General features: G+C 68.4%; 26 protein-coding genes and 2 pseudogenes. 17 read left to right on the top strand and 11 right to left on the bottom strand.

Annotation, left to right across the window (positions count from 1 at the left end; genetic code table 11):
• Positions 1 to 21: 21 nt before the first annotated feature.
• Both ACLF3M_RS34070 and ACLF3M_RS34065 read right to left on the bottom strand, forming a co-directional pair.
• Positions 22 to 423 (bottom strand): trimeric intracellular cation channel family protein, encoded by a 402-nt coding sequence (locus ACLF3M_RS34070; RefSeq protein ID WP_430661476.1) that lies wholly within the window; start codon positions 421 to 423, stop codon positions 22 to 24.
• Positions 420 to 656, bottom strand: a complete 237-nt coding sequence (locus ACLF3M_RS34065) for a trimeric intracellular cation channel family protein (protein ID WP_430661475.1) — start codon at positions 654 to 656, stop codon at positions 420 to 422. Before ACLF3M_RS34065 ends, ACLF3M_RS34070 begins: the two co-directional genes overlap by 4 nt.
• A 488-nt stretch (positions 657 to 1144) precedes the next feature.
• Here ACLF3M_RS34065 and ACLF3M_RS34060 point away from each other — a divergent pair, with 488 nt between their 5' ends.
• From ACLF3M_RS34060 to mnhG, 7 genes are read left to right on the top strand one after another with little or no spacing between them, the layout of a single operon-like run.
• The gene (locus tag ACLF3M_RS34060) at positions 1145 to 1627 is read left to right on the top strand and encodes a PTS sugar transporter subunit IIA (protein ID WP_430661474.1); all 483 of its coding nucleotides are present in this window, start codon (positions 1145 to 1147) and stop codon (positions 1625 to 1627) included.
• A 53-nt stretch (positions 1628 to 1680) separates the two neighbouring features.
• Entirely contained in the window at positions 1681 to 4620 is a 2940-nt protein-coding gene (locus ACLF3M_RS34055) for a monovalent cation/H+ antiporter subunit A (protein ID WP_430661473.1), read from the top strand.
• Positions 4620 to 4964 carry a Na+/H+ antiporter subunit C gene (locus ACLF3M_RS34050; protein WP_430661472.1) on the top strand — a complete coding sequence of 115 codons (345 nt, stop codon included), beginning with the start codon at positions 4620 to 4622 and terminating at the stop codon, positions 4962 to 4964. Before ACLF3M_RS34055 ends, ACLF3M_RS34050 begins: the two co-directional genes overlap by 1 nt.
• The gene (locus ACLF3M_RS34045; RefSeq protein ID WP_430661471.1) at positions 4961 to 6565 is read left to right on the top strand and encodes a monovalent cation/H+ antiporter subunit D; all 1605 of its coding nucleotides are present in this window, start codon (positions 4961 to 4963) and stop codon (positions 6563 to 6565) included. Before ACLF3M_RS34050 ends, ACLF3M_RS34045 begins: the two co-directional genes overlap by 4 nt.
• Complete coding sequence (locus tag ACLF3M_RS34040) at positions 6562 to 7053, top strand: Na+/H+ antiporter subunit E (protein ID WP_430661470.1); 492 nt, start codon at positions 6562 to 6564, stop codon at positions 7051 to 7053. The genes ACLF3M_RS34045 and ACLF3M_RS34040 overlap by 4 nt, the downstream gene beginning before the upstream one ends.
• Positions 7050 to 7331 carry a K+/H+ antiporter subunit F gene (locus ACLF3M_RS34035; protein ID WP_430661469.1) on the top strand — a complete coding sequence of 94 codons (282 nt, stop codon included), beginning with the start codon at positions 7050 to 7052 and terminating at the stop codon, positions 7329 to 7331. The genes ACLF3M_RS34040 and ACLF3M_RS34035 overlap by 4 nt, the downstream gene beginning before the upstream one ends.
• A complete protein-coding gene (gene mnhG, locus ACLF3M_RS34030) occupies positions 7328 to 7699 on the top strand; it encodes a monovalent cation/H(+) antiporter subunit G (RefSeq protein ID WP_430661468.1) in 372 nt (123 codons plus the stop codon). Before ACLF3M_RS34035 ends, mnhG begins: the two co-directional genes overlap by 4 nt.
• Positions 7700 to 7721: 22 nt before the next feature.
• Here the strand turns inward: mnhG and ACLF3M_RS34025 are convergent, their stop codons facing one another.
• The 6 genes from ACLF3M_RS34025 to ACLF3M_RS34000 form a co-directional block, all read right to left on the bottom strand.
• A complete protein-coding gene (locus tag ACLF3M_RS34025; protein WP_430661467.1) occupies positions 7722 to 8579 on the bottom strand; it encodes a universal stress protein in 858 nt (285 codons plus the stop codon).
• Positions 8580 to 8833: 254 nt separating this feature from the next.
• Complete coding sequence (gene rnk / locus ACLF3M_RS34020) at positions 8834 to 9241, bottom strand: nucleoside diphosphate kinase regulator (protein WP_430661466.1); 408 nt, start codon at positions 9239 to 9241, stop codon at positions 8834 to 8836.
• Between the two features lie 655 nt (positions 9242 to 9896).
• Complete coding sequence (locus ACLF3M_RS34015; protein WP_430661465.1) at positions 9897 to 10868, bottom strand: Bug family tripartite tricarboxylate transporter substrate binding protein; 972 nt, start codon at positions 10866 to 10868, stop codon at positions 9897 to 9899.
• A 54-nt stretch (positions 10869 to 10922) separates the two neighbouring features.
• Positions 10923 to 12458, bottom strand: coding sequence for a sulfatase (locus ACLF3M_RS34010; protein ID WP_430661464.1), 1536 nt, complete (start codon positions 12456 to 12458; stop codon positions 10923 to 10925).
• A gap of 6 nt (positions 12459 to 12464) precedes the next feature.
• A complete protein-coding gene (locus tag ACLF3M_RS34005; RefSeq protein WP_430661463.1) occupies positions 12465 to 13418 on the bottom strand; it encodes a Bug family tripartite tricarboxylate transporter substrate binding protein in 954 nt (317 codons plus the stop codon).
• 26 nt (positions 13419 to 13444) lie between these two features.
• Positions 13445 to 14917 (bottom strand): GMC family oxidoreductase, encoded by a 1473-nt coding sequence (locus ACLF3M_RS34000; RefSeq protein ID WP_430661462.1) that lies wholly within the window; start codon positions 14915 to 14917, stop codon positions 13445 to 13447.
• Between ACLF3M_RS34000 and ACLF3M_RS33995 the strand changes: the two genes are divergently transcribed.
• Positions 14901 to 15305 (top strand): transposase, encoded by a 405-nt coding sequence (locus ACLF3M_RS33995; RefSeq protein WP_430661461.1) that lies wholly within the window; start codon positions 14901 to 14903, stop codon positions 15303 to 15305. The genes ACLF3M_RS34000 and ACLF3M_RS33995 overlap by 17 nt on opposite strands.
• A gap of 240 nt (positions 15306 to 15545) precedes the next feature.
• Here ACLF3M_RS33995 and ACLF3M_RS33990 read toward each other — a convergent pair.
• The 3 genes and pseudogenes from ACLF3M_RS33990 to ACLF3M_RS33980 form a co-directional block, all read right to left on the bottom strand.
• Positions 15546 to 15803, bottom strand: a pseudogene (locus ACLF3M_RS33990) (transposase); the annotation flags it as partial.
• Between the two features lie 57 nt (positions 15804 to 15860).
• Positions 15861 to 16193: pseudogene (locus ACLF3M_RS33985) on the bottom strand (integrase core domain-containing protein); the annotation flags it as partial.
• Between the two features lie 183 nt (positions 16194 to 16376).
• Entirely contained in the window at positions 16377 to 16769 is a 393-nt protein-coding gene (locus tag ACLF3M_RS33980) for a DUF5681 domain-containing protein (RefSeq protein WP_430661460.1), read from the bottom strand.
• Between the two features lie 279 nt (positions 16770 to 17048).
• Between ACLF3M_RS33980 and ACLF3M_RS33975 the strand changes: the two genes are divergently transcribed.
• The 9 genes from ACLF3M_RS33975 to ACLF3M_RS33935 all read left to right on the top strand — a co-directional run.
• Positions 17049 to 17798 carry an IclR family transcriptional regulator gene (locus tag ACLF3M_RS33975; protein ID WP_430661459.1) on the top strand — a complete coding sequence of 250 codons (750 nt, stop codon included), beginning with the start codon at positions 17049 to 17051 and terminating at the stop codon, positions 17796 to 17798.
• The gene (locus ACLF3M_RS33970; protein WP_430661458.1) at positions 17795 to 19525 is read left to right on the top strand and encodes a hypothetical protein; all 1731 of its coding nucleotides are present in this window, start codon (positions 17795 to 17797) and stop codon (positions 19523 to 19525) included. The genes ACLF3M_RS33975 and ACLF3M_RS33970 overlap by 4 nt, the downstream gene beginning before the upstream one ends.
• On the top strand, positions 19522 to 20289 hold the full coding sequence (locus ACLF3M_RS33965; RefSeq protein ID WP_430661457.1) for a hypothetical protein: 768 nt from the start codon (positions 19522 to 19524) through the stop codon (positions 20287 to 20289). The genes ACLF3M_RS33970 and ACLF3M_RS33965 overlap by 4 nt, the downstream gene beginning before the upstream one ends.
• 38 nt (positions 20290 to 20327) lie before the next feature.
• The gene (locus tag ACLF3M_RS33960) at positions 20328 to 21362 is read left to right on the top strand and encodes an ABC transporter substrate-binding protein (RefSeq protein WP_430661456.1); all 1035 of its coding nucleotides are present in this window, start codon (positions 20328 to 20330) and stop codon (positions 21360 to 21362) included.
• Positions 21359 to 22216, top strand: coding sequence for an ABC transporter permease (locus ACLF3M_RS33955; protein ID WP_430661455.1), 858 nt, complete (start codon positions 21359 to 21361; stop codon positions 22214 to 22216). Before ACLF3M_RS33960 ends, ACLF3M_RS33955 begins: the two co-directional genes overlap by 4 nt.
• A 14-nt stretch (positions 22217 to 22230) precedes the next feature.
• Positions 22231 to 22992 (top strand): ABC transporter permease, encoded by a 762-nt coding sequence (locus ACLF3M_RS33950; protein ID WP_430661454.1) that lies wholly within the window; start codon positions 22231 to 22233, stop codon positions 22990 to 22992.
• The gene (locus ACLF3M_RS33945; protein WP_430661453.1) at positions 22989 to 24059 is read left to right on the top strand and encodes an ABC transporter ATP-binding protein; all 1071 of its coding nucleotides are present in this window, start codon (positions 22989 to 22991) and stop codon (positions 24057 to 24059) included. Before ACLF3M_RS33950 ends, ACLF3M_RS33945 begins: the two co-directional genes overlap by 4 nt.
• A 128-nt stretch (positions 24060 to 24187) precedes the next feature.
• On the top strand, positions 24188 to 25219 hold the full coding sequence (locus ACLF3M_RS33940; protein ID WP_430661452.1) for an IS110 family transposase: 1032 nt from the start codon (positions 24188 to 24190) through the stop codon (positions 25217 to 25219).
• Positions 25220 to 25510: 291 nt separating this feature from the next.
• Positions 25511 to 25675 (top strand): IS630 transposase-related protein (locus ACLF3M_RS33935; protein ID WP_430661477.1); only part of this gene is annotated, 165 nt, incomplete at its 3' end.

Below are 25675 nucleotides of genomic sequence, written 5' to 3'. Positions count from 1 at the left end.
ACCCTTCTCGGACCTTCCCCGCTACGATGCTTCCGATCCAGCCACAGGCAGCTTCCAGCCGCGGTAGATCGCCACGATGCGAAGGAAGACGCAGAAGGCAATCCCGGCCAGACTAGCGGCTGTTGGTGACAGCCCGAGTTCGGCGCCTGCGACCACGACCACCGCGCCTGCCAGCGCAGCAACGGCGTAGATGTCCGCACGAAGCACCGTTGGAACCTGCGCCGTCAGGACATCCCTCACCATGCCGCCGCCGATGCCGCTCACCATGCCCAGGACGGCTGGCCAGTTGATCCCGTAGTCCAATGCCTTCTGGGTCCCGGCCACGGCGAAGACCCCGAGCCCGGCCGCGTCAAAGAGCAAAACGGGGTGCTGCAAGCGGTCGAACAGCCTAGAGAGGCGGAAGGTGAGGAGGCCAGCTGTCACAGCCAGGGCAGGTTTTGCCAACTGGCAACAGAGACGGGCGGGACAGCGCCGATCAGGAGGTCCCGGGTGATGCCGCCGAACACGGCCGTGACGAAGGCGAGCACCAGGACACCGAACAGGTCGAAGCCCCGCTGCACGCCCAGCGCCGCCCCACTGATCGCAAAGACAAAGGTCCCGACCAGGTCGAGCACCCGGACCAGCAGGATAGCGGGTTCCATGCCGGTCAGGGTCAAGCCCGGAGGGCGTAATAGCCAGGCGGATCGCTTGCCGGAAACGAGCCGTCCGACGCTTCGTCCACCTTGTCCCAAGGCTCTTGCGGCGGCGAGCGCATCGCCGCCGGTCCAGCCGAACGGATCTCGGTCATATGCCGCGTCGAACCACGGCGGACTTTGGCTGGCCTGGCCGTCTCACCTCGCCGGGAACGGCGAGATCCCATCAGAACAAGGGCTGCCAAAGCGGCAACCGCGAGCAGAGCACCCGGGACCCACACCTTTCGGCTTGAGTGCGCTATCACAGCGTGCCCCCTGCAGCGGGCTCGAGAACAGAAGCAGAGAAACCGCGCGCTGAACGGGGCGCGTCGACTGCGAGTTCCCCCAGACGCCCCCCAGGGGGAACCCTCGGTCGCTCCAAGCGCCCCTGTTCCGGACCAGAGTGCCGCGAGCGACCGGCGGGTTGACCCGAGCGCTCGGGCCGGCAACACGCGCTCTTACGGGAGACAACGATGGGGATCGCTGAGTACCTCGCCGGCACAGACGTTTTCCTGAACCTCGGTGCCACGACGAAGCGGGGCGTCCTGCAGATGCTGGCAGCGGAGGCGGGCAAGCGGCTGGACCGGCCAGCGAGCGAGATATTGCAAGCGCTGCAGGCCCGGGAGGACCTGGGCTCGACGGCACTTGGCCGCGGCGTGGCCCTCCCGCATGCCCAGGTCGAGGGTGACCCTCATCCCGTCGCCCTCTTCGCGCGCCTGTCGCGCCCAGTGGATTACGAGGCGCGGGACGACGAGCCGGTGGACCTCGTCATCCTCGTGCTCTGGCCGCGGGAGTCGCCCGAAGGCTTCCTGCCCACCCTCGCCGAGACGTGCCGCGTCCTGCGCGAATCGCAGGTTCTGCGACGCCTACGGTCCGCGCAGACGCCCGACGAGGTGATCGCACTGCTCTCCGGTCCGCCAACGTCGGACGACGGCATGTCCCCGGAGGCGACGTGACGGCCCGGCGAGCAAGTGGGCGGCCTGCCCACAACAGGTGCTGAGGGCTGGTGATGACGGACGCTCCGCTTCTTGTTGCGCTGGTCGCGCTGCCCTTCGTCGGCTCCGTTGTTGCCGGGCTACTGCCCACCCATGCCCGCAACGCCGCGGCCGCGCTTGCCGGCGGCGTGGCGCTGGTCGGCCTGCTGCTCGTCTGGGTCGCCTATCCAACCGTCTCGACCGGCGGCGTGCTTCGGGCCGAATTCGCCTGGATGCCTGCGCTCGGGCTGAACTTCACGCTGCGAATGGACGGCTTCGCCTGGCTCTTCGCAGGGCTCGTGACGGGTATCGGCGCGCTCGTCGTCCTCTATGCGCGCTACTACATGGCCGAGGACGATCCGGTGCCCCGGTTCTTCGCCTTCCTGCTCGCCTTCATGGGCGCGATGACGGGCGTGGTCGTCTCGGGCAACCTGGTGCAGCTCGCCTTCTTCTGGGAGCTGACGAGCCTCTTCTCCTTCCTGCTCATCGGATACTGGTACCACACGACTGCCGCACGCGAAGGCGCGCGCATGGCGCTCACGGTCACCGCCACCGGCGGGCTCGCGCAGTTCGTCGGCGTGCTCGTGTTAGGCCACATCGTCGGCAGCTACGATCTGGACACGGTGCTCGCTGCTGGCGACAGGATCCGGGAGCACCCGCTGTACGTCCCGGCGCTGGTCCTTATCCTGCTCGGTGCCCTGACCAAGAGCGCGCAGTTCCCGTTCCATTTCTGGCTGCCCAACGCCATGGCGGCACCGACCCCCGTCTCGGCCTATCTCCATTCGGCGACGCTGGTGAAGGCCGGCGTCTTCCTGATGGCGCGGCTCTGGCCGGTGCTGGCCGGGACCGACGCCTGGTTCCTGATCGTCGGCACGGCCGGGCTGGTGACGATGCTGCTCGGCGCCTATGTCGCCATCTTCCAGAACGACCTGAAGGGCCTGCTGGCCTATTCGACGATCAGCCATCTCGGGCTGATCACCTTGCTGCTCGGACTGAACAGCGAGCTGGCGCTGGTCGCGGCGGTGTTCCACATCCTGAACCACGCGGGCTTCAAGGCTTCGCTGTTCATGGCGGCAGGCATCATCGACCACGAGACCGGCACGCGCGACATCAGGCGCCTGTCGGGGCTGAACCGTTCCATGCCCTTCACTGCCCGGCTCGCCCTGGTCGCGGCAGCGGCGATGGCCGGCGTGCCGCTACTGAACGGCTTCATCTCCAAGGAGATGTTCTTTGCCGAGGCGCTCTCGGCCGAGACGCCGCTTGGGCTGACGAACATCCTGCCATTCGCAGCCATGCTGGGCAGCGCGTTCAGCGTGACCTACTCGCTCCGCTTCATCCATGGCGCCTTCTTCGGCCCCGACCCGGTGGACCTGCCGCGCACGCCTCACGAGCCAGCCACGTGGATGCGGTTCCCCGTCGAGATCCTGGTGCTGACCTGCATCGGCGTCGGCGTGCTGCCGGCTGCGACGGTAGGCCCCTTCCTGGACCTTGCGGTGCGCTCCATCCTGGGCAGCGAGGTGCCCTATTACAGCCTTGCTGTCTGGCACGGTTTCAACCTGCCGCTCCTCATGAGCCTCGTCGCCCTGGCCGGGGGCGCGGCACTCTACCTGCTGCTGCAAAAGCGGCTGTGCAGCGGGATTGAGGGGGAGCCGGTGCTCCGCCGCCTGGACGGAAAGCGCATCTTCGAACGTACGATGGTCTTCCTCTCTTGGCGCCTGGCCCGGCGGGTGGAGGGAATGCTCAGCACGCGTCGGCTCCAACCCCAGTTGCGGCTGATCGTCGTCACCGCCGTCCTTGCCGCCGGCGCGGCGGTGTGGCTGCGCGGCCTCGGGCCGGGCAACCTGCCGTCCTCGCCGGTGGATCCGGTGCTCGCCCTGGTCTGGACGGCAGGCGGCGCCTGCGCGCTTGGTGCCGCATGGAAGGCCAAATTCCATCGCCTCGCCGCGCTGATCCTGATGGGCGGCGCCGGGCTTGCAGCGTGCATCACCTTCGTCTGGTCCTCCGCCCCTGACCTCGCGCTAACCCAGCTCACGGTCGAGGTCGTCACCACCGTGCTGCTGCTGCTCGGCCTCAGGTGGCTGCCGAAGCGATTGCACATTGCCGGTGGGGTCGGGCCGGAGGTGCTGACGCGCACGCGGCGGATCCGCGACCTCGCCATCGCCATCGGCGCCGGCGGCGGCCTGGCAGCGCTCTCATACGGGGTCATGACGCGAACCCCGCCCGACCTGCTGGCGCTCGACTTCCTGGCGCGGGCCTACACCGAAGGTGGTGGCACCAACGTCGTGAACGTCGTCTTGGTGGACTTCCGCGGCTTCGACACCCTGGGCGAGATCTTCGTCGTTGCAACGGTGGCGCTCGCCACCTTCGCGTTGCTGCGTCGCTTCCGCCCCGCGCCCGAGAGCATGGACCCACCGGCCCAGCAAATTGACCAAGCCCGCAGCGAGCGCCCGCTCTCGGGCAGGCAGCAACCGGCTGACTGGCTACTGGTGCCCTTCACCCTGACGCGGGTGCTGTTCCCCGTCATGCTGCTGGTGGCCGCCTTCCTGCTGCTGCGCGGCCATGACCTGCCAGGCGGTGGCTTCTCCGCCGGCATGGTCGTCGCGATCGCCGTGATCCTGCAATACATGATCGGCGGCACGGAATGGACCGAGAACCGGCTCGCCTGGCTGCGCCCGCGGGTCTGGATCGGAGTGGGCCTGCTTCTGGCTGCCGGAACCGGGCTCGCGGCCTGGCTCTTCAGCCGCCCGTTCATGACCTCCTACTTTGGCTATCTCGAGATCCCTGTCATTGGTGCCGTGCCAACCGCCAGCGCCCTGCTCTTCGATCTGGGCGTCTTCGCGCTGGTGGTGGGCGCGACCCTGCTGATGCTCGTGGCCCTCGCCCATCAGTCCTTGCGGGGCCGTCGCGCCATCCCGCCGGGCGCGGCGGTGCCGGAGCCGGCCGGGCGCACGCCCATCACGGCGGGGGACATCTGATGGAACTCGTCGTCTCGATCGCCATCGGCATCCTCGCGGGCTCCGGCATTTGGCTGCTTCTGCGGCCGCGCACCTTCCAGGTCACCATCGGCCTCTCGCTGCTGTCCTACGCCGTGAACCTCTTCATCTTCTCGACCGGCGGGCTGCGCACCGGCGCCGCCGCCATCTTGCGGCCGCGCGAAGCCGGCACCCTTGCGCAGTACACCGACCCGGTCCCGCAGGCGCTGGTGCTGACTGCCATCGTCATCGGCTTCGCCACCACGGCGCTGCTGCTCGTGGTGCTGCTCGCGGCACGGGGCCTCACCGGGACCGACCATGTGGACGGCCGGGAGCGGGAGCGATGACTGGCTGGACCGACCACGTGGTTATTGCGCCGATCGTCGTCCCGATGCTGGCCGGCGCCGCGATGACGCTGACAGGCGATCGCCGGCGCCGGCTCACCGTTGCGCTCGGGCTCGTCTCGACACTCCTGCTGATCGGGCTGTCCGTGTCGCTCCTGGTGGTGGCGGACAGGCCGGAAGTACGGATCTACCGGCTGGGGGACTGGCCCGCCTCCTTCGGCATCGTGTTAGTGCTGGACCGGCTCTCGGCGATGATGGTGGCGCTCGCTTCCGTTCTCGGCTTCGCTGCCTTCGTGTTCTCGCTCGCGCGCTGGCACCGCGCAGGGGCGCTGTTCCACCCGATGCTCCAGTTCCAGCTCATGGGTCTGAACGGCGCCTTCCTGACGGGAGACCTGTTCAACCTCTTCGTCTTTTTCGAGGTGATGCTCGCCGCCTCCTACGGACTGGCGTTGCATGGCTCCGGCACTGCGCGGGTGCGGGCGGGCCTGCAATACATCGTCATCAACCTGCTGGCCTCGCTGCTGTTCCTGATCGGCGTCAGCGTCGTCTACGGCATCGCCGGCACACTCAACATGGCCGACCTCGCGCTCCGGATGCAGGACGTCGCGCCCGAGGACCGCGCACTGCTGGAGGCCGGGCTCGCCGTCCTCGGCATCGCGTTCCTGACCAAGGCGGCGATGTGGCCGCTCGGCTTCTGGCTCACCGGCACCTACGCCGCAGCCTGCGCGCCCGCGGCAGCGATCCTGTCGATCCTCAGCAAGGTCGGCATCTACGCCGTGCTGCGCGTCTGGCTGCTGCTGTTTGGATACGAGGGCGGCGCCTCCGCGGGCTTCGGCGCGACCTGGTTGACCCTTGGCGGCCTGGCGACGATCGCCTTCGGATCGATTGCCGTGCTCGCGAGCCAGAACCTGGCGCGCCTGGCCGGGGCAAGCGTGCTCGTCTCGTCCGGCACCCTGCTGACGGCGGTCGGCATGGAAAAGGCGGCGGTCACCGGCGGCGCGCTCTTCTACCTCGCGGGGTCGGTGCTTGCGATCGGTGCCTTCTTCCTGCTGATCGAACTCTTCGAGCGCGGGCGCGACATTGGCGCGGATGTGCTGGCAGTGACCCGCGCGGCCTTCGGCAGCGGCGAGGACGAGGAGGATGGCGAGCCCGGGGAGCGGGACGCCATCGGGGTGCCGATCCCGGCCACCGTCGCGACGCTCGGCATCTCCTTCATGGCATGCGCGCTGCTGCTCGCGGGATTGCCGCCGCTGTCCGGCTTTCTGGCCAAGTTCGCGATGCTGTCGCCGCTGCTCGCCTCGGGTGGGGCGGCGCCGTCGGCGCTGGCATGGGTGGTCACGGCCGCGCTGATCCTATCGGGGCTGGCGACGGTCCTGGCGATGGTGCGGGCCGGCATGGATGCCTTCTGGGCCGCCCCGGCCGCAACGCCGCAGCGCGTCAGCGTGCTGGAGTTCCTGCCCGTTGCGCTGCTCCTCGCTCTCTGCGTCGGGCTGACAGTAGGGGCCGGGCCAGCGCTGGACTACACGACCGCGGCCGCGGAGGCGCTGCACGCACCGGCGGATTACATACGCGCCGTGCTGCCGGCGCCGGAGGACGAGCGATGAACCGGATCCTCCCGCATTCGTTCCTCGCGCTGTTCCTGTTGGTCGCCTGGATGCTTCTGTCGGGGAGCGCCTCACTCGGCACGGCGTTCCTGGGTAGCGTCTTGGCGGTCGGCGGCTCCTGGGCGTTCGCGTCCCTGAAGCCGCCTCTGGCGCAACTGCGACAGGTGGCGGTCATCCCCGGCCTCCTGTGCGACGTGGTGCTGGAGGTAGTGCGGTCGAACTACGCGGTCGCGCGCATCATCCTGAGCCCCGCGACCGAGGGCACGCGACGCTCCGGCTTCGTCCGCATCCCGCTCGATATGCGCGACCCCTACGGGCTGGCGGCCCTGGCCTGCATCATCACCGCGACGCCTGGCACGGTCTGGGCCGAGTACGACGCCGGGGAGCACGCCATGCTGCTCCACGTCCTGGACCTGGTGGACGAGGCGGAATGGGTCCGCACCATCAAGGAGAAATGGGAGAGGCGGCTGATGGAAATCTTCGAATGAGCGCCGCGCTCCTCGCCTCGGCTGTCCTGCTGGCGCAGCTGCTGCTGGTTGCGGCGATGGGCTGCGCGGCAATGCGCCTGTTGATCGGCCCGCGGGCGCAGGACCGCGTCCTCGCGCTGGATGCGCTTTACGTGGTTGCCGCCATGCTTCTTCTGGTGTTCGGCATGCGGACCGGCAGCCCGCACTACTTCGAGGCGGCGCTGCTGATCACGCTGATCGGCTTCGTCGCGACGGCTGCGCTGTCCAAGTTCCTCATGCGGGGTGAGGTGATCGAATGACGCAGGCCGCCGACCTTCCGATCTGGGCGGCGCTGCCAATTGCATTGCTGCTGGTGCTGGGCGCTGGGCTCGCGCTGATCGGCACGCTCGGCCTTCTGCGGCTGCGGACCTTTTACGAGCGCGTCCACGCGCCGACGCTCGGCACCACGCTTGGCATCGGCTGCGTGCTGGCTGCCTCGATGCTATTCTTCTCGCTTCTGCAGACGCGCTTCGTCCTGCATGAGATCCTGATCGCCATACTGATGGTGGTCACAACGCCGGTCACGTTGATGCTGCTGGTCCGAGCCGCGCTCTACCGGGACCGGATCGAGGGTAGCCAGCCGGTCCCGCCGAAGGCCGGCGACCACATGCCGAGTGCGGGCGCCTGACTGAGAACGCTGCGGTGGCCCATCACACGACTTCCGGCGGCACGGCCAGGACGTCGCAATCGAGTGTCCGCAACGCCTCCTCGGCGACGCTGCCCAGCAACAGCCTTCTGAGGGTTCCCTGTCCTCGGGTCCCAATCACAACGAGATCAGGCGAGACGCGCTCCACGACGCGCCGGAGAGCCTCCATCGGGGCGCCTTCCTCCAAAAGGATCGCTGGAGTCAGACTGAGGTCGAGGCCAGCCAGGTATCGGCCGAGTTCTTCCTGCGTCTGCGCGGCCGTCGCCGCTGTCTGCTCCGCGATCGCGTCGGCCGAGAGATCGGACAGCATCATGCTTCCTCGGCTTGGCTGCTCGAAGGCATGGAAGACCGTCGGATCGCCGCGCGCTGTAAAGCCAAGCCGGACCGCGGCGCGCAGCGCCTGCGCTGAGTGCTCGGACATGTCGATGGCTGCCAGCACGCGTAGCTGAGGTCGTTCAGCGGGCCGGTTCACCATCAGGACTGGCCAGCGACCTCGCCGTATCACACGCTCAACGGTCGTCCCGACAAACATGTCGAGGAGCAAGCGTTTGCGATGCTCGCCCATCACGATCAGATCCACCGCTTCCTCATCGGCGATGCGGATGATCGCGTCGAAAGCGTCACCGATTTCGACGCGCAGGCGCGGGTGCAGGCCCTGCATCTCAGGCATGCGGCGCACCTGCTCGGCAAGCAGCGAGCTGACTTCCAGACGCTCCTTAGCGACGAGCTTCTCCGGTTGGTCGTCGTCCACCACCGAGAGCAACACCAACTCCGCCTCAGCATCTCGCGCCAGCACCGCCGCCCGGCGCACAGCGCGGTCCGAGCGGGAAGACAGGTCGGTTGCACAGAGCAGCCGCATCATTGCATTGCGCCCAAAATCTCTGACGAAGGGAGTTGCCGTGACCTCACCTTAGTCTAGCTCCTTCCGCGTATGCGGCGACCCCGCCGCATACACGCGAACTTGTCTGCTTCGAGCTTGCCCGACCGCCTCTGGCCTCCGCTTCTCGATAATTCGCAGGTTTCCTACGTGCCTGCGCTATCGCCCTGAAGCGCTTCGGCACCGACCTGCGGAAAGGGCGCGGTATCATCTGATACGGCGCCCTTCTCCGTTCCGCCCTACTCGACGGATAGCACCTGAAGTCGGCGCATCACGCCATGCTGCGTTGGCCAGTCGATCGCCTGGCCGGGGCGCAACCCGATCAGCCCGGCTCCAACAAGTGAAAGAACGGAGATCCGCCCCTGGCCAATATCGGCCTCAGCCGGCATCACGATCTGGACGCGCCGAGTGACCCCACTAGCCTCGTCGACAAAGAGAACGTAGGAGCCAAGGGCGACGACGTCACGCGGCAGCCGACACGCGGGAACGAGGTCCGCACGGTCTGCCTCCTCCAGCAACAGCTTGGCCGCATCCGCATAGCGGCGCCCGCCTCGCTCGGCGAGGGCGACCAGAATGTCATGATCGGATTCGGACAGGATGATCGATGGACGGTGCGCCGTCGCAACCGCCGGAATTGCGCTGGTCATAATGAGGTCCTTGAGGGATTGCTGCGCGATCGGAATACGGCCCCGGCTTAGGCGTGCAGACGTGCACGCCCCCGGGGTCAGTTGCCCGCGATCAGGCACCCCGCATGAGCGAACCGACGACGAAGCGTGGCTGTCAGGACCATTCCACCTACATTGCGCCGAAGGGATCTAAGATCAACCCCGCCGGTGCCGGTCTCATTGCGCCAAGTTGGATGCGGAATACCCGTCAATCGGCGCCGTGCCGCCGGAGCACGGTACCGATCAGGCCCTGAAGGACAGGGCCGTTCAGTTGAAGCCAATTGAACGTGCTTCGTCTGTTTCGCGGCCAGCACTAAGCGCTTCGCCCCGAAAGCCAGGAGGAGATGGGGCCGGCCGTGGAGCGCCTGGGCCTGAAAGGCTGATGCTGGCGACATGCGCGACGGCCACTCCGATATCTCTTTCCCTGGTCGGCAGTCGAGACCGCCAGAGCCCGACCGCGTCGTGGGACGAAGCTGCGGCGTCGACCAGCCGGCATCGGCAAGGCGGTACACGCTGTATGCCCTTTCGTGCCCTGCCCGGCGGGCTCGCCTTGGCGGACGCGCTTCATCACCTCGGCCGTGATGCCTGGCGCTTTTTGAACTTGGCGAAGGCAATGCCCATGCGTGCTGGTAGGCTGTCAGTCGAGCGTGACGCCAGCATCTCTCACAACCCGCGTCCACTGATCGCGATCACGCCGTACTAGGTCGGCGAAGGGCGCACGCGGCAGGAACGTGGGAAGCTGCCCCTGGTCAAGCAGCACGCGCGGCAGGTCGCCTTCCCGCAGCACGGCTTCGATGGCCGCCTCGAGCTGCGCGAGAATCGCCTCGGGCGTTCCGGCCGGCGCCAGAATGCCCTGCCAGCCGACCGCCTCGAAGTCGGGCGCGACGCTCTCATCCACCGTGGGCACGTCGGGTAGCGCCGGCAGGCGCTGCTGCCCGGTCGTCGCGATGACGCGGATGCGTCCGGCCTCGGCCGCGCCGCGCATGAGATTGTAGCCGTCCACCATCAGCTGCACCCGCCCGCCGATGAGGTCCTGCAGCGCCGGCGCGCTGCCGCGGTAAGGCACATGCTGCACGTCGATTCCCGTTCGGCGCTTCAGTAGTTCGAAGGCAAGATGCGGTATGCCGCCATTCCCGCCGGAGCCCATGTTGAGCTGGCCGGGACGCGACTTCGCCAGCGCGACGAACTCCGCCAAGCTATGCGCCGGTAGGTCCGCCGGTACAGCGACCGCGAGCGGCACGGCGACGATCTGCGCAATCGGCGCGAAGCTGGTCACGGTATCGAAGGGAAGATCGCGATAAAGTGCAGGGTTGAGCGCGAGCATGCCGACGTTGCCCACAAGCAACGTGTAGCCGTCCGCAGGCGACTTCGCCACGGCGTCCATTGCGATGTTGCCGCCCGCGCCGCCGCGGTTCTCGACGACCAACTGCTGGCCGAGCCGCTCCGAAAGCCGCTGCGCCAGTGGTCGTGCGGTGAGGTCGACGCCGCCTCCCGGAGGAAAGCCGACGAGGAGACGCACGGGCCGGGAGGGATAACTCTGCGCCTGGCTGCTGCGGGCGGCCAGCGGCGACATGGCAAACGAGCAGGCGAGCAGCGTGCGACGTTGCATGAGGTGTGGCCTCTCTATGATGGTAAGAACGGCGCGACGTCACGTCACGCGTGGTCAACCGAGTGCGCCGATGTGCGGCAGCCCGAGCCGTGCGAAGGCTTCGTCCGGCGCCTCCTGCTCCGCCATTAGGTTGCAGAGCAGTGCTGCAAGCCGCGCTGTCTCTGCCGGTGCATTGAGCGCGGCTTGTTGCCCCGGATCGGCGGCGAGGTCGTACAGCGCGGTGCGAGCGTCGAGCAGGGGGTAGCGATGGATCATGTTCGCCGCCGCATCCGGCACGAGCGGCAGCTTGAGCACCGGCATGCCCTTGGTAAAGCCGAAGGGTCCAACGAGCGCCGCTCCGGCTAGCTCCGCCGGTTCGAAGAAGCTGCGCATGTGCACCGGCATCAGGGTGTAGTGGTGCAGCGGCATCTGCCATGCTTCGCCTTCGGGATAACGCATGTAGACGAAGCGGCCGTCAGCAAGGTTCACGGCGCCGCCAAACTGGCCGAAAAGCGCGCCCGGCCGGACCGGAGCATCACTGGCTAGCGCCGTGAGAAGCGACCGTCCCGTGACTTCCGGCGGCACCGGCGCTCCGAAGATTTCCAGGATGGTCGGCATCAGGTCGATCGTCTGGGTCAGTCCCGCGCGGCGCGAGCCGGCGTGCGCGATGTGATCGGGATGATGGATGAAGAGGGGGATGCGCGCGACTTCTTCGAAGAAGGGAGGACGGTTCTTGCCCCAGTATTCGTGCTCGCCGAGCAGCAGCCCGTGATCGGTGGAGACGATCAGCGCGGTGTCAGACCAGGCGTCGTGCGCATCCATCCAGTCTAGCACGCGACCTAGATAGTCGTCGCACATGGCAAGCAAAGCGAGGTAGTTCGCGCGCAGTTCCGCTTCCTCTTCCGGCGCATAGCCGGGCCGGCCGTAGCGCGGCCAGTCTAGCACTGGGCCGCGGTAGTTCGTCGGCAGGCCATCGCGAAAACGCTCGGCGGCGAAGAAGGGCTCGTGCGGATCGAAGCATTCGAGGTGCAGCAGCCAGTTCTCTGCGCCGAAGTTCGACTCGAGGAACTCCAGCGCCGCCTGGGTGCAACGCACGAGAGGGAACTCGGCCTCCTCGCGCGTATGCTCGCGCGAGACGTAGTAGGGCATGTTGGCGTTCGGATCGGTGCGACCGTCGAACTGGGTTGGGTGGTAGGCCCCGCGCCAGCGCTCGATGGGCAGCTTCACCACGCCTTTCCACTTGTCCTTCTCCTGCCCGCGGAAGAACTCCCAGGAGGAGTAGCGGCCATGAAAGCCGACGCCGCCATCCTCGAAGTAGTGGTAGTGATCGGTGACGAGGTGGCTGTAGGTGCCGCCATGCGCGCGTAGGATCTCGGGGAAGGCGTTGTCGAATGGTTCCAGCGGCCCCCAGGCGCGATGCAGGAAGTTCAACCGCCCGGTCATCAGGTCCCGCCGCGCGGGCATGCAGGGCAGGCTGCCGACGTAGTGCGTGTCGAAAGTGACGCTGCGCCCGGCCAGCCGGTCGAAGTTCGGCGTCGGCACTATGCGCCCGCCGTAGGGACCGAGTGCATGGCGGTTCAGGCTATCGAAAAGAATGAAGATCAGACGCATCGCCTGCTATTCCACGCTGACGCCAGCGCGCCTCACGATCTCTGTCCATGCCTGCAGGTCGTGGCGATGGATGGAGCCGAGTTCGGAGGGGCCTAGGCCCGTCGGCATTAGCCCCAGCCGCGCCAGATTCGCCTTTCCGTCCTCGCTACGAACGACGGCGACGATTTCCGCGGCTAGCGCATCGACGATTGTGGCCGGCGTGGTGGCAGGCGCAAAGAGGCCGTTCCAGCCGACCAGCTCCAACGGGAAGCCTTGCTCCTGAAAGGTGGGCACCTCGGTCGCTCCAGGGAAGCGCTGCGGGCCTGTGATCGCCAGGCATTTCACCTCTTGCCGCGCCAGGAAGGGCGTAGCTGGCACGAAATCGATGATGAAGGCATCGACCCGCCGCATCGCGAGTTCCTGCATGCCCTGCGGGGAGCCACGAAACGGCACGTGCACCATGTCGATGTTGGCCACTTGCTTCAGCAGCTCGCCCTGCAGGTGGGAGGTGGAGCCGACGCCAAAGGAGGCGAAGGTGAGCTGGCCCGGCCGCGCGCGAGCGTATGTGACGAACTCCCGCGCATTGTTCACGGGCAGGCTTGCATGCACGAAAAGGCATTGCGGCGCGGCGCCGAGATGCGCGACAGGCCGGAAGTCGCGCAGCACGTCAATCGGGAGCCGCGGCTGCAGTGCGGGATTGACCGCCATAGAGGCCACCGCGCCATAGAACAGCGTGTAGCCGTCGCCGGGCTGGCGCGCGACATGCTCCATGGCGAGGATCGCGTTGGCGCCGGGGCGGTTCTCCACGACCAGCGGCTGGCCTAGGCGCGAGCCAAGGCGACTGGCGAGGTAACGCCCGACAAGGTCGCCCTGCCCGCCAGGGGGATTACCGACCACGATTGTAATGGGACGGCTTGGCCAACTGTCAGGCCGTTGCGCGGCGGCGGGCGCGCTGCAGCCGGCGAGGAGCAGCCAGATCATTACCAGGCGGTGCCATGCGCGCCGTGTCATGCCGTCCTCCGTCCCAGGATGAAATCCGCAGCCCGCTCGCCCACCATGATCGCAGGCGCATTGGTGTTGGGCGAAGGCATCAACGGAAAGACCGAGGCGTCGGCGACACGCAGGTTGCTCACGCCGCGCACTCGCAGCAGCGGATCCGTGACGGCGGCCGCGTCGGTGCCCATGCGGCAGGTGCCTACTGGATGATAGGAGGTCTGGCCGATGCGGCGCGCATGCGCGAGCAACGCCTCATCGCTGTCAGACGCCGGACCCGGGCGAGTTTCCTCCACCAGGAAGCGCCGCAGGGCCGGCTGCCCCGCGATCGTCCGTGCCATGCGCATGCCGAGCACTGTCCGCAGCCTGTCTGCCTTGGCCGAGAGGTAGTTGGCCCGGATGCGCGGAGGATCCTCGATGCGCGGCGTCGCCGCATGAACGGAGCCGCGCGATTCCGGATAGATCGGGAAGAGGCCGATGGAAATGCCGCTGAAGGGATCGAGGCCGCTGCCGCGCGTCGTCCCCATCCGGTCGGGCGCGCTGATCTTGTGGATCTGGATCTTGAGGTCCGGCTTCGGCTGATCAGGTGTGCTGCGCACCAGCGCATGCGCGGTGGAGGCGACATTGGCGAAGAGGCCGGTGCGCCGGAGCCGGTATTCCAGCCAGGCCGGCGGGCCGTACAGCCAGGGCCGCCGCATCAGGTCGTTGACGGTCACCACACCCTGCGCGTGGTAGGTGATCCGGACGTGAAAGTGATCCTGGAGGTTCTCGCCTACACCGGGGGCGGTGTGGACTAACGGAACGCCGAGCGCCTGCAGACGCACGGCGTCGCCGATCCCGGACAATTCCAGGATCTGCGGCGACTGCACCGATCCAGCGGCGAGCACGACATCACCGCCGCAGCGCGAGACCTCCCGGACGCCGTCTCGGACGAGTTCGACTCCGACGGCGCGTCTGCCCTCGAACAGCACGCGCTTCACCACGGCGCCGAGCCGAAGGTCAACGCCGGCCCGCCCCTCGAGCGACTTGAGATAGGCGTCAGCCGCGCTGACTCGCTCGCCGCGCCGCGTGCACATCTGCAGACAGGCGGCGCCTTCGAATCGCGGACCGTTGTAGTCAGGGGTCCGGGGGACGCCCGAGGCGGCGCAAGCCTGGAGGAAGGCCAGGCTCATCGGATCCTTCCGCGCGATCTCCTGGATCGAGACCGGCCCACCGCGTCCGCGCCAGGCCGGGTCGCCCTCGGGCCAATCCTCGATGCGGCGCATTACTGGCTCAATCGCCGACCAGTCCCAGCCGGGGCAGCCAGTGGAGGCGATCTCGTCGTAGCGCGCGGGATCGCCACGCACCCAGAGCATGCCGTTCACCGCGCTGGAACCACCGAGCACGCGGCCGCGAGGCCAGTAAAGCCTGCGCTCGCCCGCCTCCGCCTCGGGCTCAGTGAAGAAGCGCCACATCACGCGCGTATCGTGAATGATCCGCCCGGCCATCCCCGGCATTGGCCCACTCGGGGCAACGGCGCTCGTCGCAGCCGCGGGGGATGGTAGGCAGTTCAAGAAGGCCCGCGACTTGGCCGCGTGGCTCGGCCTCGTGCCACGGCAGCACTCGACCGGTGGCAAGACGACGCTGCTGGGCATCAGCAAGCGCGGCAATGCCTACATCCGACGCCTGCTGATCCACGGCGCCCGGTCCTGCGTGATGCACCTCGACCGCTCTCGCGACCGGCTCGGAGTATGGGTCGACCGCCTGCGGGAGCGCATGCACGTGAACAAGGTGACCGTGGCGCTTGCCAACAAGATCGCGCGCATCGCCTGGGTGGTGCTCACTCGGCCGGGCGCGCTCTACCGACGGACCGATCCCACCTACGTTTCGGCGTAGCGGGCTCGGTCGGGTTCGCGAGGCTGAGAAGGGGATGACGAAACAGTCGATTGGCGTGCCGTAAGCCTGTCGCTAAAAGCGGGCCTCGAGCCCGTAGCAGCTTTGTAGGAACGGCACGCGCTGATCTCATCACGGCCTGGCCGCAACCGCGGCCCACTCGCGAGAGGCCGGATACATTTACGCGGACTGTCGTCGACCATCCCGAGCTCAGGCTTGCGGAGGCGGGGCGGACCATACATTTCGGCGCAGCACGTCCTGCAGCATGGTCTTGTCGAGCGTCAGGTCGGCGACGAGCCGCTTCAGCTTCGCGTTCTCCTCCTCGAGCTGCTTCAGCCGACGGATCTCCGCCACGCCCATCCCAGCGAACTGCTTCTTCCACCGGTAGAACGTCGGCTCGGAGACGCCCATCTTGCGGCAGATCTCGTCCACCGAGGTGCCGCTCTCCGCCTGCCTCAGCGCAAAGGCGATCTGCTCATCCGCGTAACGCTTCCGCTTCATGGCACCCTCCTCCAGGGATCAGAGTGCCCGAAAAAATTGCGTCCAGGCTGGACCGGTTCAGCGGGTCAGGACCATCCGATCGCCCTCGAGCGGCTGCTTGGGGGCGGAAATCAACGACATCGGCGTTCTATCACCCAATGCGCTATGCGGTCTCACCGCGTTGTAGTCGACGCGCCAGCTTTCCACCTTCGCCCGTGCGTCGTCCAGGTCCAGGAACCAGTGCTCGTTCAGGCACTCAGCCCGGAACCGCGCATTGAACGCCTCGGCATGCGCGTTGTCGGTCGGCTTGCCGGGACGGCTGAAATCCAGCACCACGCCATTGCTGTAGGCCCATAGGTCCAGCTCCCGCGAGGTGAACTGGCAGCCCTGGTCCACCCGGATCCGCGCCGGCATCTCGGCATCTTGACCAAGCAGGCCGGCGGGCGAAATGGCTCAGCCGCGGCTCATTCCTACCAAAGCTGTGCTAGCTCTGCTCTTCCTCGGGGTCACCGGGTGGCATTAGCGGCGGAGGCGCCTTCTCATTGCCCTCGAGTAAGAGGATCGCTTCATAGATTGTCTTGAGCTGGTTGGTCGTCATCTTCGAGAAGTCGATTGCCGGTCTCTGAGGCGGCAGGGCGGGAGACTCGGTCGTGGCGACAGGTCTGTCGATGCAGCGGTGCCGCTCGCTTTACTCATCTCGAGAAGAAGCAGACGCAGTACACGCGGATCGCCACTGGCGGCTTTGTTCGCGAACTGCTTGGCAGCTGCCTCGACCTTGGTGATCTTGTGTCGGCGGCCGCCCTCGGTAACCACAACCTTCTCATTTAGCGCCTTCACCAATGCCGCGCGCAGATCAGTCGCGCCCTTGGGGCGGCCGACAGGATTGCCACTCTGCCCGGGCTTGAACCGCGTGTGCACCGGCGGACGGCAGTAGCCGACGGCATGATTGCCGAGCTCGCTCGTGGGCGAAGCGCGCTTACGAGCCATGGGCCGCCTCCTCGGAACTCGCGACCGGCGCGGCGGCTGCCTGCGAGGCTTTCGGAGTTCTGCCCGCTCCGCGTGGGCGCGAGGATCGACCGGTTGGGCGGCTCCACCGGCCAGTAGAGCTGCGTGCAAAAGATGAACCGTCCTTCCGGGGCGAACAGCCGGTTCGATTCCTTGTCGGCGCCCGGCGAGTCCTTCTGGACGTAGCGGAGTGCCCGGGCGTTCCAAATCAGGTTGACACCCTGGCCACCACTGGCAGATCATGCATTCAATATGCATACAATGTATTCGGACAGAATACCGCCTGAGAGTGAAGGGGGCGTCAGGCCGCTATCCTCCGCGCTCAAGGTCCTCGCCCTGCTGGACCGCATCGCGGCCCGCCGCGGTGGTGTGCGCCCTTCCGCGATTGCCGCCGAGCTCGGCGAGGGCCGCGCGACGGTCTACCAGCGTCTCCTGACGCTCGTCGTCGCAGGCTGGGTGGAGCCGGTGGAGGACGGCCGCTATCGCCTGACGCTGCGCGCCGCCCGCATCGCGCGCGCCGCGGCCGAGCAGGCCGGGCTCGGCGACCGCGCGATGCACCTGCTGGAAGCGCTGGTCGCGGAGACGCAGGAAACCGCCTCCCTCGCCGTGCTGGAAGGCATCGAGCCCTGCATCGTGCAGCGCGTGGAGCCCGCCGGCATCCTGCGCGCGGAGCTTCGAGTCGGCGCCTCGCTGTCGCTATCGGGCTCGGCCTCCGGCCGCGTGCTGGTGGCCTTCGCGGATGGCGCGACGCTGGAACGCCTGCGCGCGGCGAAGGCCGACCTGCCGTCGCGCGCCGTGATCGAAGAGGTGCGGCGCACCGGGCTCGCGGTGTCCTCGGGCTACATGATACTCGGCATCCGCGCCGCCGCCGTGCCGGTGCTGGACGAGACCGGGCGCTGCGTCGCGGCCCTGTCGCTGGTCGGGCCGGAGACCCGCTTGGACCCCGATGCCTGGGTCGCCCCCCTCAAGCGCGCCGCGGCGCGCCTGAGCGCCATGCTGGAAGGCCGATGAGCAGCGCCATTCGCCCCGTGCCCGCCGACGATCACGAGCGCCCGCGACCGCGGCCGGCGGCCTTCCTGATGCGGCCGGAGCGCCTGGCCGCGATCCAGCCGAGCCGGCTGTCGGTCTCGCGTGCCTTCGCCCTGAAGATCTGGCGAGAGGGCTGGCGCTTCGTCGTGCGTCGCTTCGACATCGACGCCGAGGCACGCGGCACGGCTGTGTACGAGATCGTCGCGCCAACGCGCAGCTTCACGTTCTGCGCCTTCTCCGTCCCGCCGCAGCGGGCCGGACGGACCGGGCGCATCATTGGCCGCGCCTGGGACATGCAGGGCGCGTTGATCGAGGGTGCGCCAGACGCTGCCACGATCGAGACGACGCGGACGGAACTGCCGAAGCTGTACCAGGGCCGGGCGACCCCGCGGACGCTGGTGTGGTGCCGCTCCAACCGCTCGATGCGCGTCTTCGACAGCACCGTCGCGGCGCTCGCGGAAGGCCGCCAGCCTGACATGCCGACGTTGGCGACGAGCTGCTACCTCATGCGCAACACCGGCCTCGACGGCAACGGAACCTTCGGGACGAAGAGCTTCCTGTCCTATGAGGACGACCACCCTCTGCGGGGGGCACTGGAAGCGCAGATGCTGACGGCGGTGCTGATGCGCGAATTCGCCGCTGATCTCGTGGAGTGCCTGGCCCGGCACCGCGGCCGAGAGAAGGCCGTCAGGCTCGACCCCGCGATCCGACGTTTCATTGGCGTGGGCAATGGCTCCGCGCTGGGGCTGATGCTGTTCTTCAACAATCATCCCCGGCTGCTCCACGCCTGGATCAACGCGCGGGAAGAAGCGATCGCGCTGGCCAAGGCGCTGCCCGTCGGCGCCGGCGACCCACGTGTCGCGGCGCTGCGCGCCGACGTCGCGCGCGCCGCGCGGTTCCGGCGCGAGGACCGCATGATGTACGAAGGCTTCGCCGCCAGCGCGCTAGTGGCGGATCAGCTGGAGACCGTCGGCACCGCGCTGGACAGGCTGCATGCCACGGGCCTGGTGGACGGCAAGGCAGTGCCCTACCCGCTCGCCGCGCTGGCCGACGGCTTCGAGGGAAGGCTGCATCCCGAGACGGTGGAGACGCTGCTCTCCCTCATGATCGAGCTGGTCGCGGACGATGCCGACCGGCTGATGGGCAACCTCGTGGTCAGCGAAGAGCTCGCCGTCGAGCCCGCCATGAGCTGCGGCGAGCTGCGCCGCCTGCTGCACGACGAGCACGCCTGGGCGCTGGCCATCGACATGGAGGCCGCCGGCGCGAGGCGCTTCGTCTGGTACAAGTCGGCGACCGCCGAGGAGCCGCGCCGCGGCCCGGTGGAGGAGCTGCCCCCCGGCGCGCACAACCTTGGCCTCGACATCCCGACGCTCTGCCAGGCACTGGCAACCGAACTCGTGGCGCGCCCTGCCTCGCAGCGCGTGTCGCGGCTGTTGATGGACCGGCCCGACCTGCGGCTGATGGTCGCGCGCATCCAGGGGCTGCGCGGGCTGCTGTACCACGCGCCGCACGCCAACATCATGGCCGAGGATTTCCGGCCGGCACAGGTCGTGAAGCTGCTCAACGCGGCGTTCCATGGCATCGACAAGACCCGCGACTTTCTGAACCGCAACCTGCGCGGGGTCCTGCTGCACGGCGCGCCGACCGCCGCCGACATCGCCGCCGGCGAGACCGGCCCCTGGTTCTACCCGGCGGAACCCGTGGCATGAGCGAAACCGTGGTCCTGCTGCCGCGTGAGATCCGCCTGGTGGTGGAGCGCTTGCTGCTGCTGACCCCCCTGCCCTTCGCCTTTGTCCCGGCGGTGCGCGACGTCGTGCTGTATTCCGCGATCGCCGGCCTCGGCGGGCTGCCGCTGCTGCTGGAGCGTCTGGAGGAACTGAAGGCGGCCGACCCGCGCGCGATCCGCGTGGCGGAGCCGGAGCCCGGCCGCTTCGAGGTGGATTGCGGCGGCCAGCATGCCTGGGTCGCGCTGCCCTCGCTGCTCGACCTCGCCGCTGAAGGCGTGGCGCTGCATGGCAGCGCCGTGGTCACCGCGAGCGAGCTGCGCGATCCGGAGGAACTGCTCGCCGCCGCCGGCCTCGGCCGCCGACAGGGCGTGCTGGCCTTCGGCGCGGTCGGCCCGGCGCAGGTCGCCGCGCCCTGCGCCGACGTCGTCGCGCCGGGCCGGCTGCGGATCGCGCGGGCCTCCGCGACGCTGTTCGCCGCGCCGGCGCCACGGGCGGGAACGAAGCCGGGGCTGGTGGACCCGCTGCTGGCCCGCGCGCTGCGGGACGGCATGGCGGTGCCGGCTGCGATCTGGTGGCGCGCGCATCATCTCTCGAACACCGCGCTGGCGCCGGATACCGTGGAATCGCGCCGGCATGCCGGGCCTGTCATCGTCATGCCTGACGGGTCGTTGATCGGCCGCAAGGACAACGACGACGACACCGACTTCTCGCTGCTGACATCGGCAGCGCAGGCGAACGCCAACTGAAACCGGGCGACAGGCCCGCGGGGTTGAGGAGACGTGACATGAAGCGGGGACTGACACGACGCAGCGCGCTCGCCGTCGCAGGCGGCGCCGCGCTTTCCATGCCGGCCTTCCGACGCCTCCATGCCGCCGAGACGCTGTACGTCAATTCCTGGGGCGGGCCGTGGGAACGCGCGGCAGCCCGGCACCTGTTTGAGCCCTTCACGCGAGAGACAGGTGCGGAGATCCGCCCGGTCTCGCCGGTGTCCTTCGCCAAGCTCGCGGCGCAGGTGCGCAGCGGCGCCTATGAATTCGACGTGACGACGCTCGGCCTCGCGGAGCTCGTCCGTGCGCACCAAGCGCGGCTGCTGGAGCCGCTGGGTCCGGTCGCGGAGCGGCTGTCCTGGCCGGGGGCGACGCTGATGAATGCCGTCGCCTCGCATGCCTTCGCGACCGTGCTGGCCTGGAACGCGCAGAAGTACGGGGACGAACCGAGGAACTGGCAGGATTTCTGGAACCTCTCGCGCTTCCCCGGGACGCGCTGCATGCAGCGCTACGCCGCGCGCGTCCTGCCGCTCGCGCTACTCGGTGACGGCGTCGCGCGCGACAAGCTCTATCCTTTGGACATCGAGCGTTCCTTCCGCGCGCTCGACCGCGTCAAGCCGGCGATCCGGGTGTGGTGGACGCAGGGCCAGCAATCCGCACAGCTGCTGCGCGACGGCGAGATCGACATGATCGCGATCTGGCACGGCCGCGTGCTGGAGCTGATCGACGACAACAAGCCCGTGAAGATGACCTGGCAGGATGCCGAGATCGACAGCGCCTACTGGGCCGTCGCGCGCGGGACGCCGCGCAAGGACCTGGCGATGCGCTTCGTCGAGCTGTCCGTCCAGCCGGAGCGCCTGGCGGGGTTCTGCAAGGAAGCGGGCTACGGGCCGCTCAACCCCAACGCCTTCCGCTATATTACCCCGGCCGAAGCGACGCGCATGCCGACCGCGCCGCAGTTCGAGAGCCAGGTGTTCACACAGGACATGGACAATTTCGGCGGCGACGTCGCGCAGGTGACCGCGCGCTTCGAGCGCTGGGTCGGCGCATGAGCGTGGCCGCGCCGCCCGCCATGGGCGGCGCCGCGAGGGCCGATCTGCGCCCCTGGCTGCTGCTGCTGCCGCTGCTGGTCTTCCTCGCGGGCTTCTTCCTCGTGCCGCTGGCCCAGGTGCTAGTGATGAGCGTGACCGAGCCCGAGCCGGGCCTCGGGCAGTTCACCGCCATCATTAGCGACGCCTTCTTCCTGCGCGTGCTGTGGCAGACCTTCGCCACCGCGGCGCTGGTCGCGGCCTGCACGCTGCTGCTGGGCTTCCCGCTGGCCTATGCCATGGCGGAGGCGAGCCCCCGCATGGCCGCGCTGCTGATGGTGCTGGTGACCATGAGCTTCTGGAGCAGCTTCCTGGTCCGCACCTATGCCTGGATGGTGATCCTGGGGAATGCGGGGCCGATCGCATGGCTGTCGGTGAAGCTTCTGGGCGGTCCGGCACCGCAGCTGCTCTTCACGCGGTTCAGCTCGACGCTGGCGATGACGCACATCCTGATCCCCTACATGGTGCTGAGCCTCTATGCCGCCCTCAGCAGGATCGAGCCCGCGCTGCTGCGCTCCGCGGCGAGCCTCGGCGCGGCGCCGGCCTCCGTCTTCCGCCACGTCGTGCTGCCGCTCGCAGCGCCGGGTGTCGTCAACGGACTGACGCTGGTCTTCGTGCTCTGTCTCGGCTTCTACGTGACGCCGGTGCTGATCGGCAGCCCGCGGGAGCAGATGATCGCCGGCGTGATCGGCCATCAGGTCGAGGAGTTCCTGGCCTTCGGCGAGGCATCGGCGCTGTCAGTCGTGCTGCTGGCCAGCACCATGGTCGTGCTCGGCATCTATCATCGCCGGTTCGGTCTCGATCGGCTCTGGGGCTGAGCATGCGGCGGGGCATGATCGCGCTGGGTTGGCTGGTGGCTCTCTTCGTCGCGGCGCCGCTGTTCGTGGTCGTGCCGATCTCGTTCAGCGACGCCGTGTCGCTGGAATTCCCGCCGCCGGGCTGGAGCCTGCGCTGGTATGCCGCCTATTTCGCCGATCCGCGCTGGACGCAGCCGACCATCAACAGCCTGGTGGTCGCTTGCCTGGTGGCGGTGCTGACCATGGCGCTGGTCACACCGGCGGCCTTCGCGCTGGTGCGTCATCGCTTCGGCGGCAAGGGCGCGGTCAATCTGCTGCTGATGCTGCCCATGGTGGTGCCGCACATTGTCATCGCGATCGGCTACTACGCCTTCCTGGCTGATGTGGGTCTGCTGCAGACGCTGCCGGGCCTGGTGCTGGCGCATACCGCGCTGTCGGTTCCGGTCGCCTTCCTCGTGCTGAGCGCGAGCCTGAAGGGCTTCGACCGCACACTGGAACGCGCGGCGATGAGCCTCGGCGCGCCCCCCTGGAAGGCGTTCCTGCACGTCACCGTGCCGGTGCTGTGGCCCGGCTTCGCCGCGGCGGCGCTTTTCGCCTTCGTGCAATCCTTCGACGAGACGGTGGTCGCGATCTTCATCTCCGGCGCGGCCACGGAAACGCTGCCGCGGCGGATGTTCGATTCCATTCGCATGCAGGCCGATCCCGTGATCGCCGTCGTCTCCACCCTGTTGTTCGGCGTCGTCGCGCTGCTGGCAGTGGCCGCGATGCTGCGACGCAGCGCCGGAACCCGCGCATGACCGACGCCTATCTCGAGATTGCGGGACTGACCAAGTCCTATGACGGGAAGAGAAAGGCGCTGGACCGCGTGTCCCTGACCGCGCGGGAGGGCGAGTTCGTGACCTTCCTCGGGCCCTCGGGGTCGGGGAAGACGACGACGCTGATGGTCATCGCAGGCTTCGAGCAGCCGGATGGCGGCGAGGTGCGCGTCGGCGGCGTCTCCATGTTCGGCGTGCCGCCGCACAAGCGCGGCATCGGCGTGGTGTTCCAGAACTATGCGCTGTTCCCGCACCGCACGGCGCTGCAGAACGTGATGTTCCCGCTGCTGATGAGGAGCGTGCCGAAGGCGCAGGCCGCGGCGAAGGCAAAGGAGATGCTCGCCCTGGTGGGCCTGGCCGACTATGGGGAGCGTTATCCTCGCCAGCTTTCCGGCGGCCAGCAGCAGCGTGTGGCGCTCGCCCGGGCGCTGGTCTTCGACCCCACCCTGCTGTTGCTGGACGAGCCGCTCGGGGCGCTCGACAAGAACCTGCGGGAGCAGATGCAGCTCGAGATCAAGCGGATCCAGCGCGCGCTGCACGTCACCACGGTCTTCGTCACGCATGACCAGTCCGAGGCGATGGCGCTGTCCGACCGCATCGTCGTGTTCGAGGGCGGGCGGATCCAGCAGGATGCCGCGCCGCTCGATGTCTATCTCCGCCCGTGCACGGAATTCGTCGCTCGCTTCATCGGGGACAGCAACCTCCTGAAGGCGCGCATCGTCGATGCAGGAGCGGGGATCGCGGAGGTCGAGGGGCTCGGCCTGTCACGCGTGCTGCCGGAGGAGGCGCGTGCGCTCCCTGGCGGCGAGGCGCTGCTGCTGCTGCGGCCGGAGGTGCTGACGCCGGCCGAGGCCGATCACGTCCCGAACCGGCTGGTGCTGGCCGTCGAGGAGATCGTGCAGTTCGGCGACAGCGCGCTAGTGATCGGACGTGCGGGCGGCGTTGCGCTGCGCGCGCGGCTGCCGGGGCGCGACGCGCAGGGGATCGAAGCCGGGGCGCAACTGCCGCTCTGCTGGCGAACGGATGCGGGGCATCTGATCGGAAGCTAGAGCCTCGTGCCGGAACTGTGAATCGGTGAGGGATTCCGGCGCGGAGTTGGTTTGTGATTATGGGATGGCCCGCCCCTCACTGAGGCGCCCTGGGATAGGGTCGCTTCTCTCGAGAGGAGGAGGCCACGATGTCGGAAGTTGCGGTACTCCGGATCGACCTGGGCAAGACCAGTTGCAGCGTTGCGAGCATGTCGTCGGACGGTCAGGTCGTGTTCCGTCGTCGGGTGACACGGGACGGCGTCCTGGCACTGCTGGCGAAGCTGCCGCCCTGTGTGGTGGCGATGGAAGCATGTTGCGGCGCGCACCACGTCGGCCGCGGCGCGGCGGCGCTCGGACATCAGGTCCGGCTGATGCCGCCGGAGTATGTCCGGCCGTATGTGAAGGCGCAGAAGAACGACGACCGGGACGCGGAGGCGATCGCCGAGGCGGCGACGCGCCCGACGATGCGCTTTGTTCCGCTGAAGGCCGAGACGCAGCTTGACGTGCAAGCGCTGCACCGGGCACGCGAGCGCCTGGTGGCCGAACGGACGGCGCTGATCAACCAGCTGCGTGCCCTGCTGCTGGAGCGCGGGATCGTGCTGGCGCAGCGGCGCCGCGCCGTGGCGGCCTGGGTCGACGCGCCTCGCGACGAGAACGTGCCCGACTGTCTGAGCCCACGCGTCCGTCTGCTGGTGAATGACATGCGGGCGGAATGGGCTGAACTCGACCGGCGCATCGGGAAGTTCGACGAGGAGTTCGCTGCGAGCGCGCGGCAGGACGAGGCGGCGCGGCGGCTTGCGACGGTGCCTGGTATCGGGCCGATCAACGCGACCGCGCTGGTTGCGGCGGTGGGCGATGCGAGTGCGTTCGGGCGGGCACGCGATCTGGCGGCCTGGCTCGGGCTGGTGCCGAAGCAGGCCACGACGGGTGGCAAGCCGAAGCTGCTCGGGATCACCAAACGGGGCAGCCGCTACCTGCGCAAGAATCTGATCCACGGTGCCCGCGCCGTGCTGCCAAGGCTGGCGGCGACCCAGACGCGTCTAGGCGTCTGGCTACGCGGCCTGCTCGAGCGCGCGCACAAGAACACCGTAGTGGTGGCGCTGGCGAACAAGCTCGCGCGGATTGCATGGGCGGTGCTGGCACGCGGGCGGAGCTACGAGGCGGCAGCCGCGGCGGCCTGACGCAACGAGGAGATCGGCCAGGGCGAGCGCAAAGCCGGTTGCCCAGGCCTGGGAGGTCTGCGGGAGGTGGTGACAGAGATGGCCTGACAGTCGATCGGCGGCACGGCAGCCTGACCCAGCGAACGGCCTCTGAGGCCGCTGTGATTTTGAGGCCCGGGCCGCGCGGATCTCCATCTTGGCAGGGAGCTTGCTCCGAGGCCGGATACGTTCACGCAGACTGCTCACGCCAGACGCGTCATCACAGCTTGCGGACGGGGCGGGCCATACGTTCACCATGGCCGGAGGTGAGCCATGGCGTACTCGCAGGACATTCGGCGTCGAGTGGTGGAAGCAATGGCGCGCGGCATGGCGTGCCGTGCGGCGGCCGAACGGTTTGCGGTGGGCGTGAGCACGGCAATCCGCTGGGCGCAGGATGAGCGCGCGCCGCCGACGCGGCGGCCTGGTCGTCCGGCTGGG

Source organism: Falsiroseomonas sp. HW251, assembly GCF_050563545.1.
In the GTDB taxonomy this organism is placed as follows: Bacteria; Pseudomonadota; Alphaproteobacteria; order Acetobacterales; family Acetobacteraceae; genus Falsiroseomonas.
This window is presented reverse-complemented; position numbering and strand designations above follow the sequence as displayed.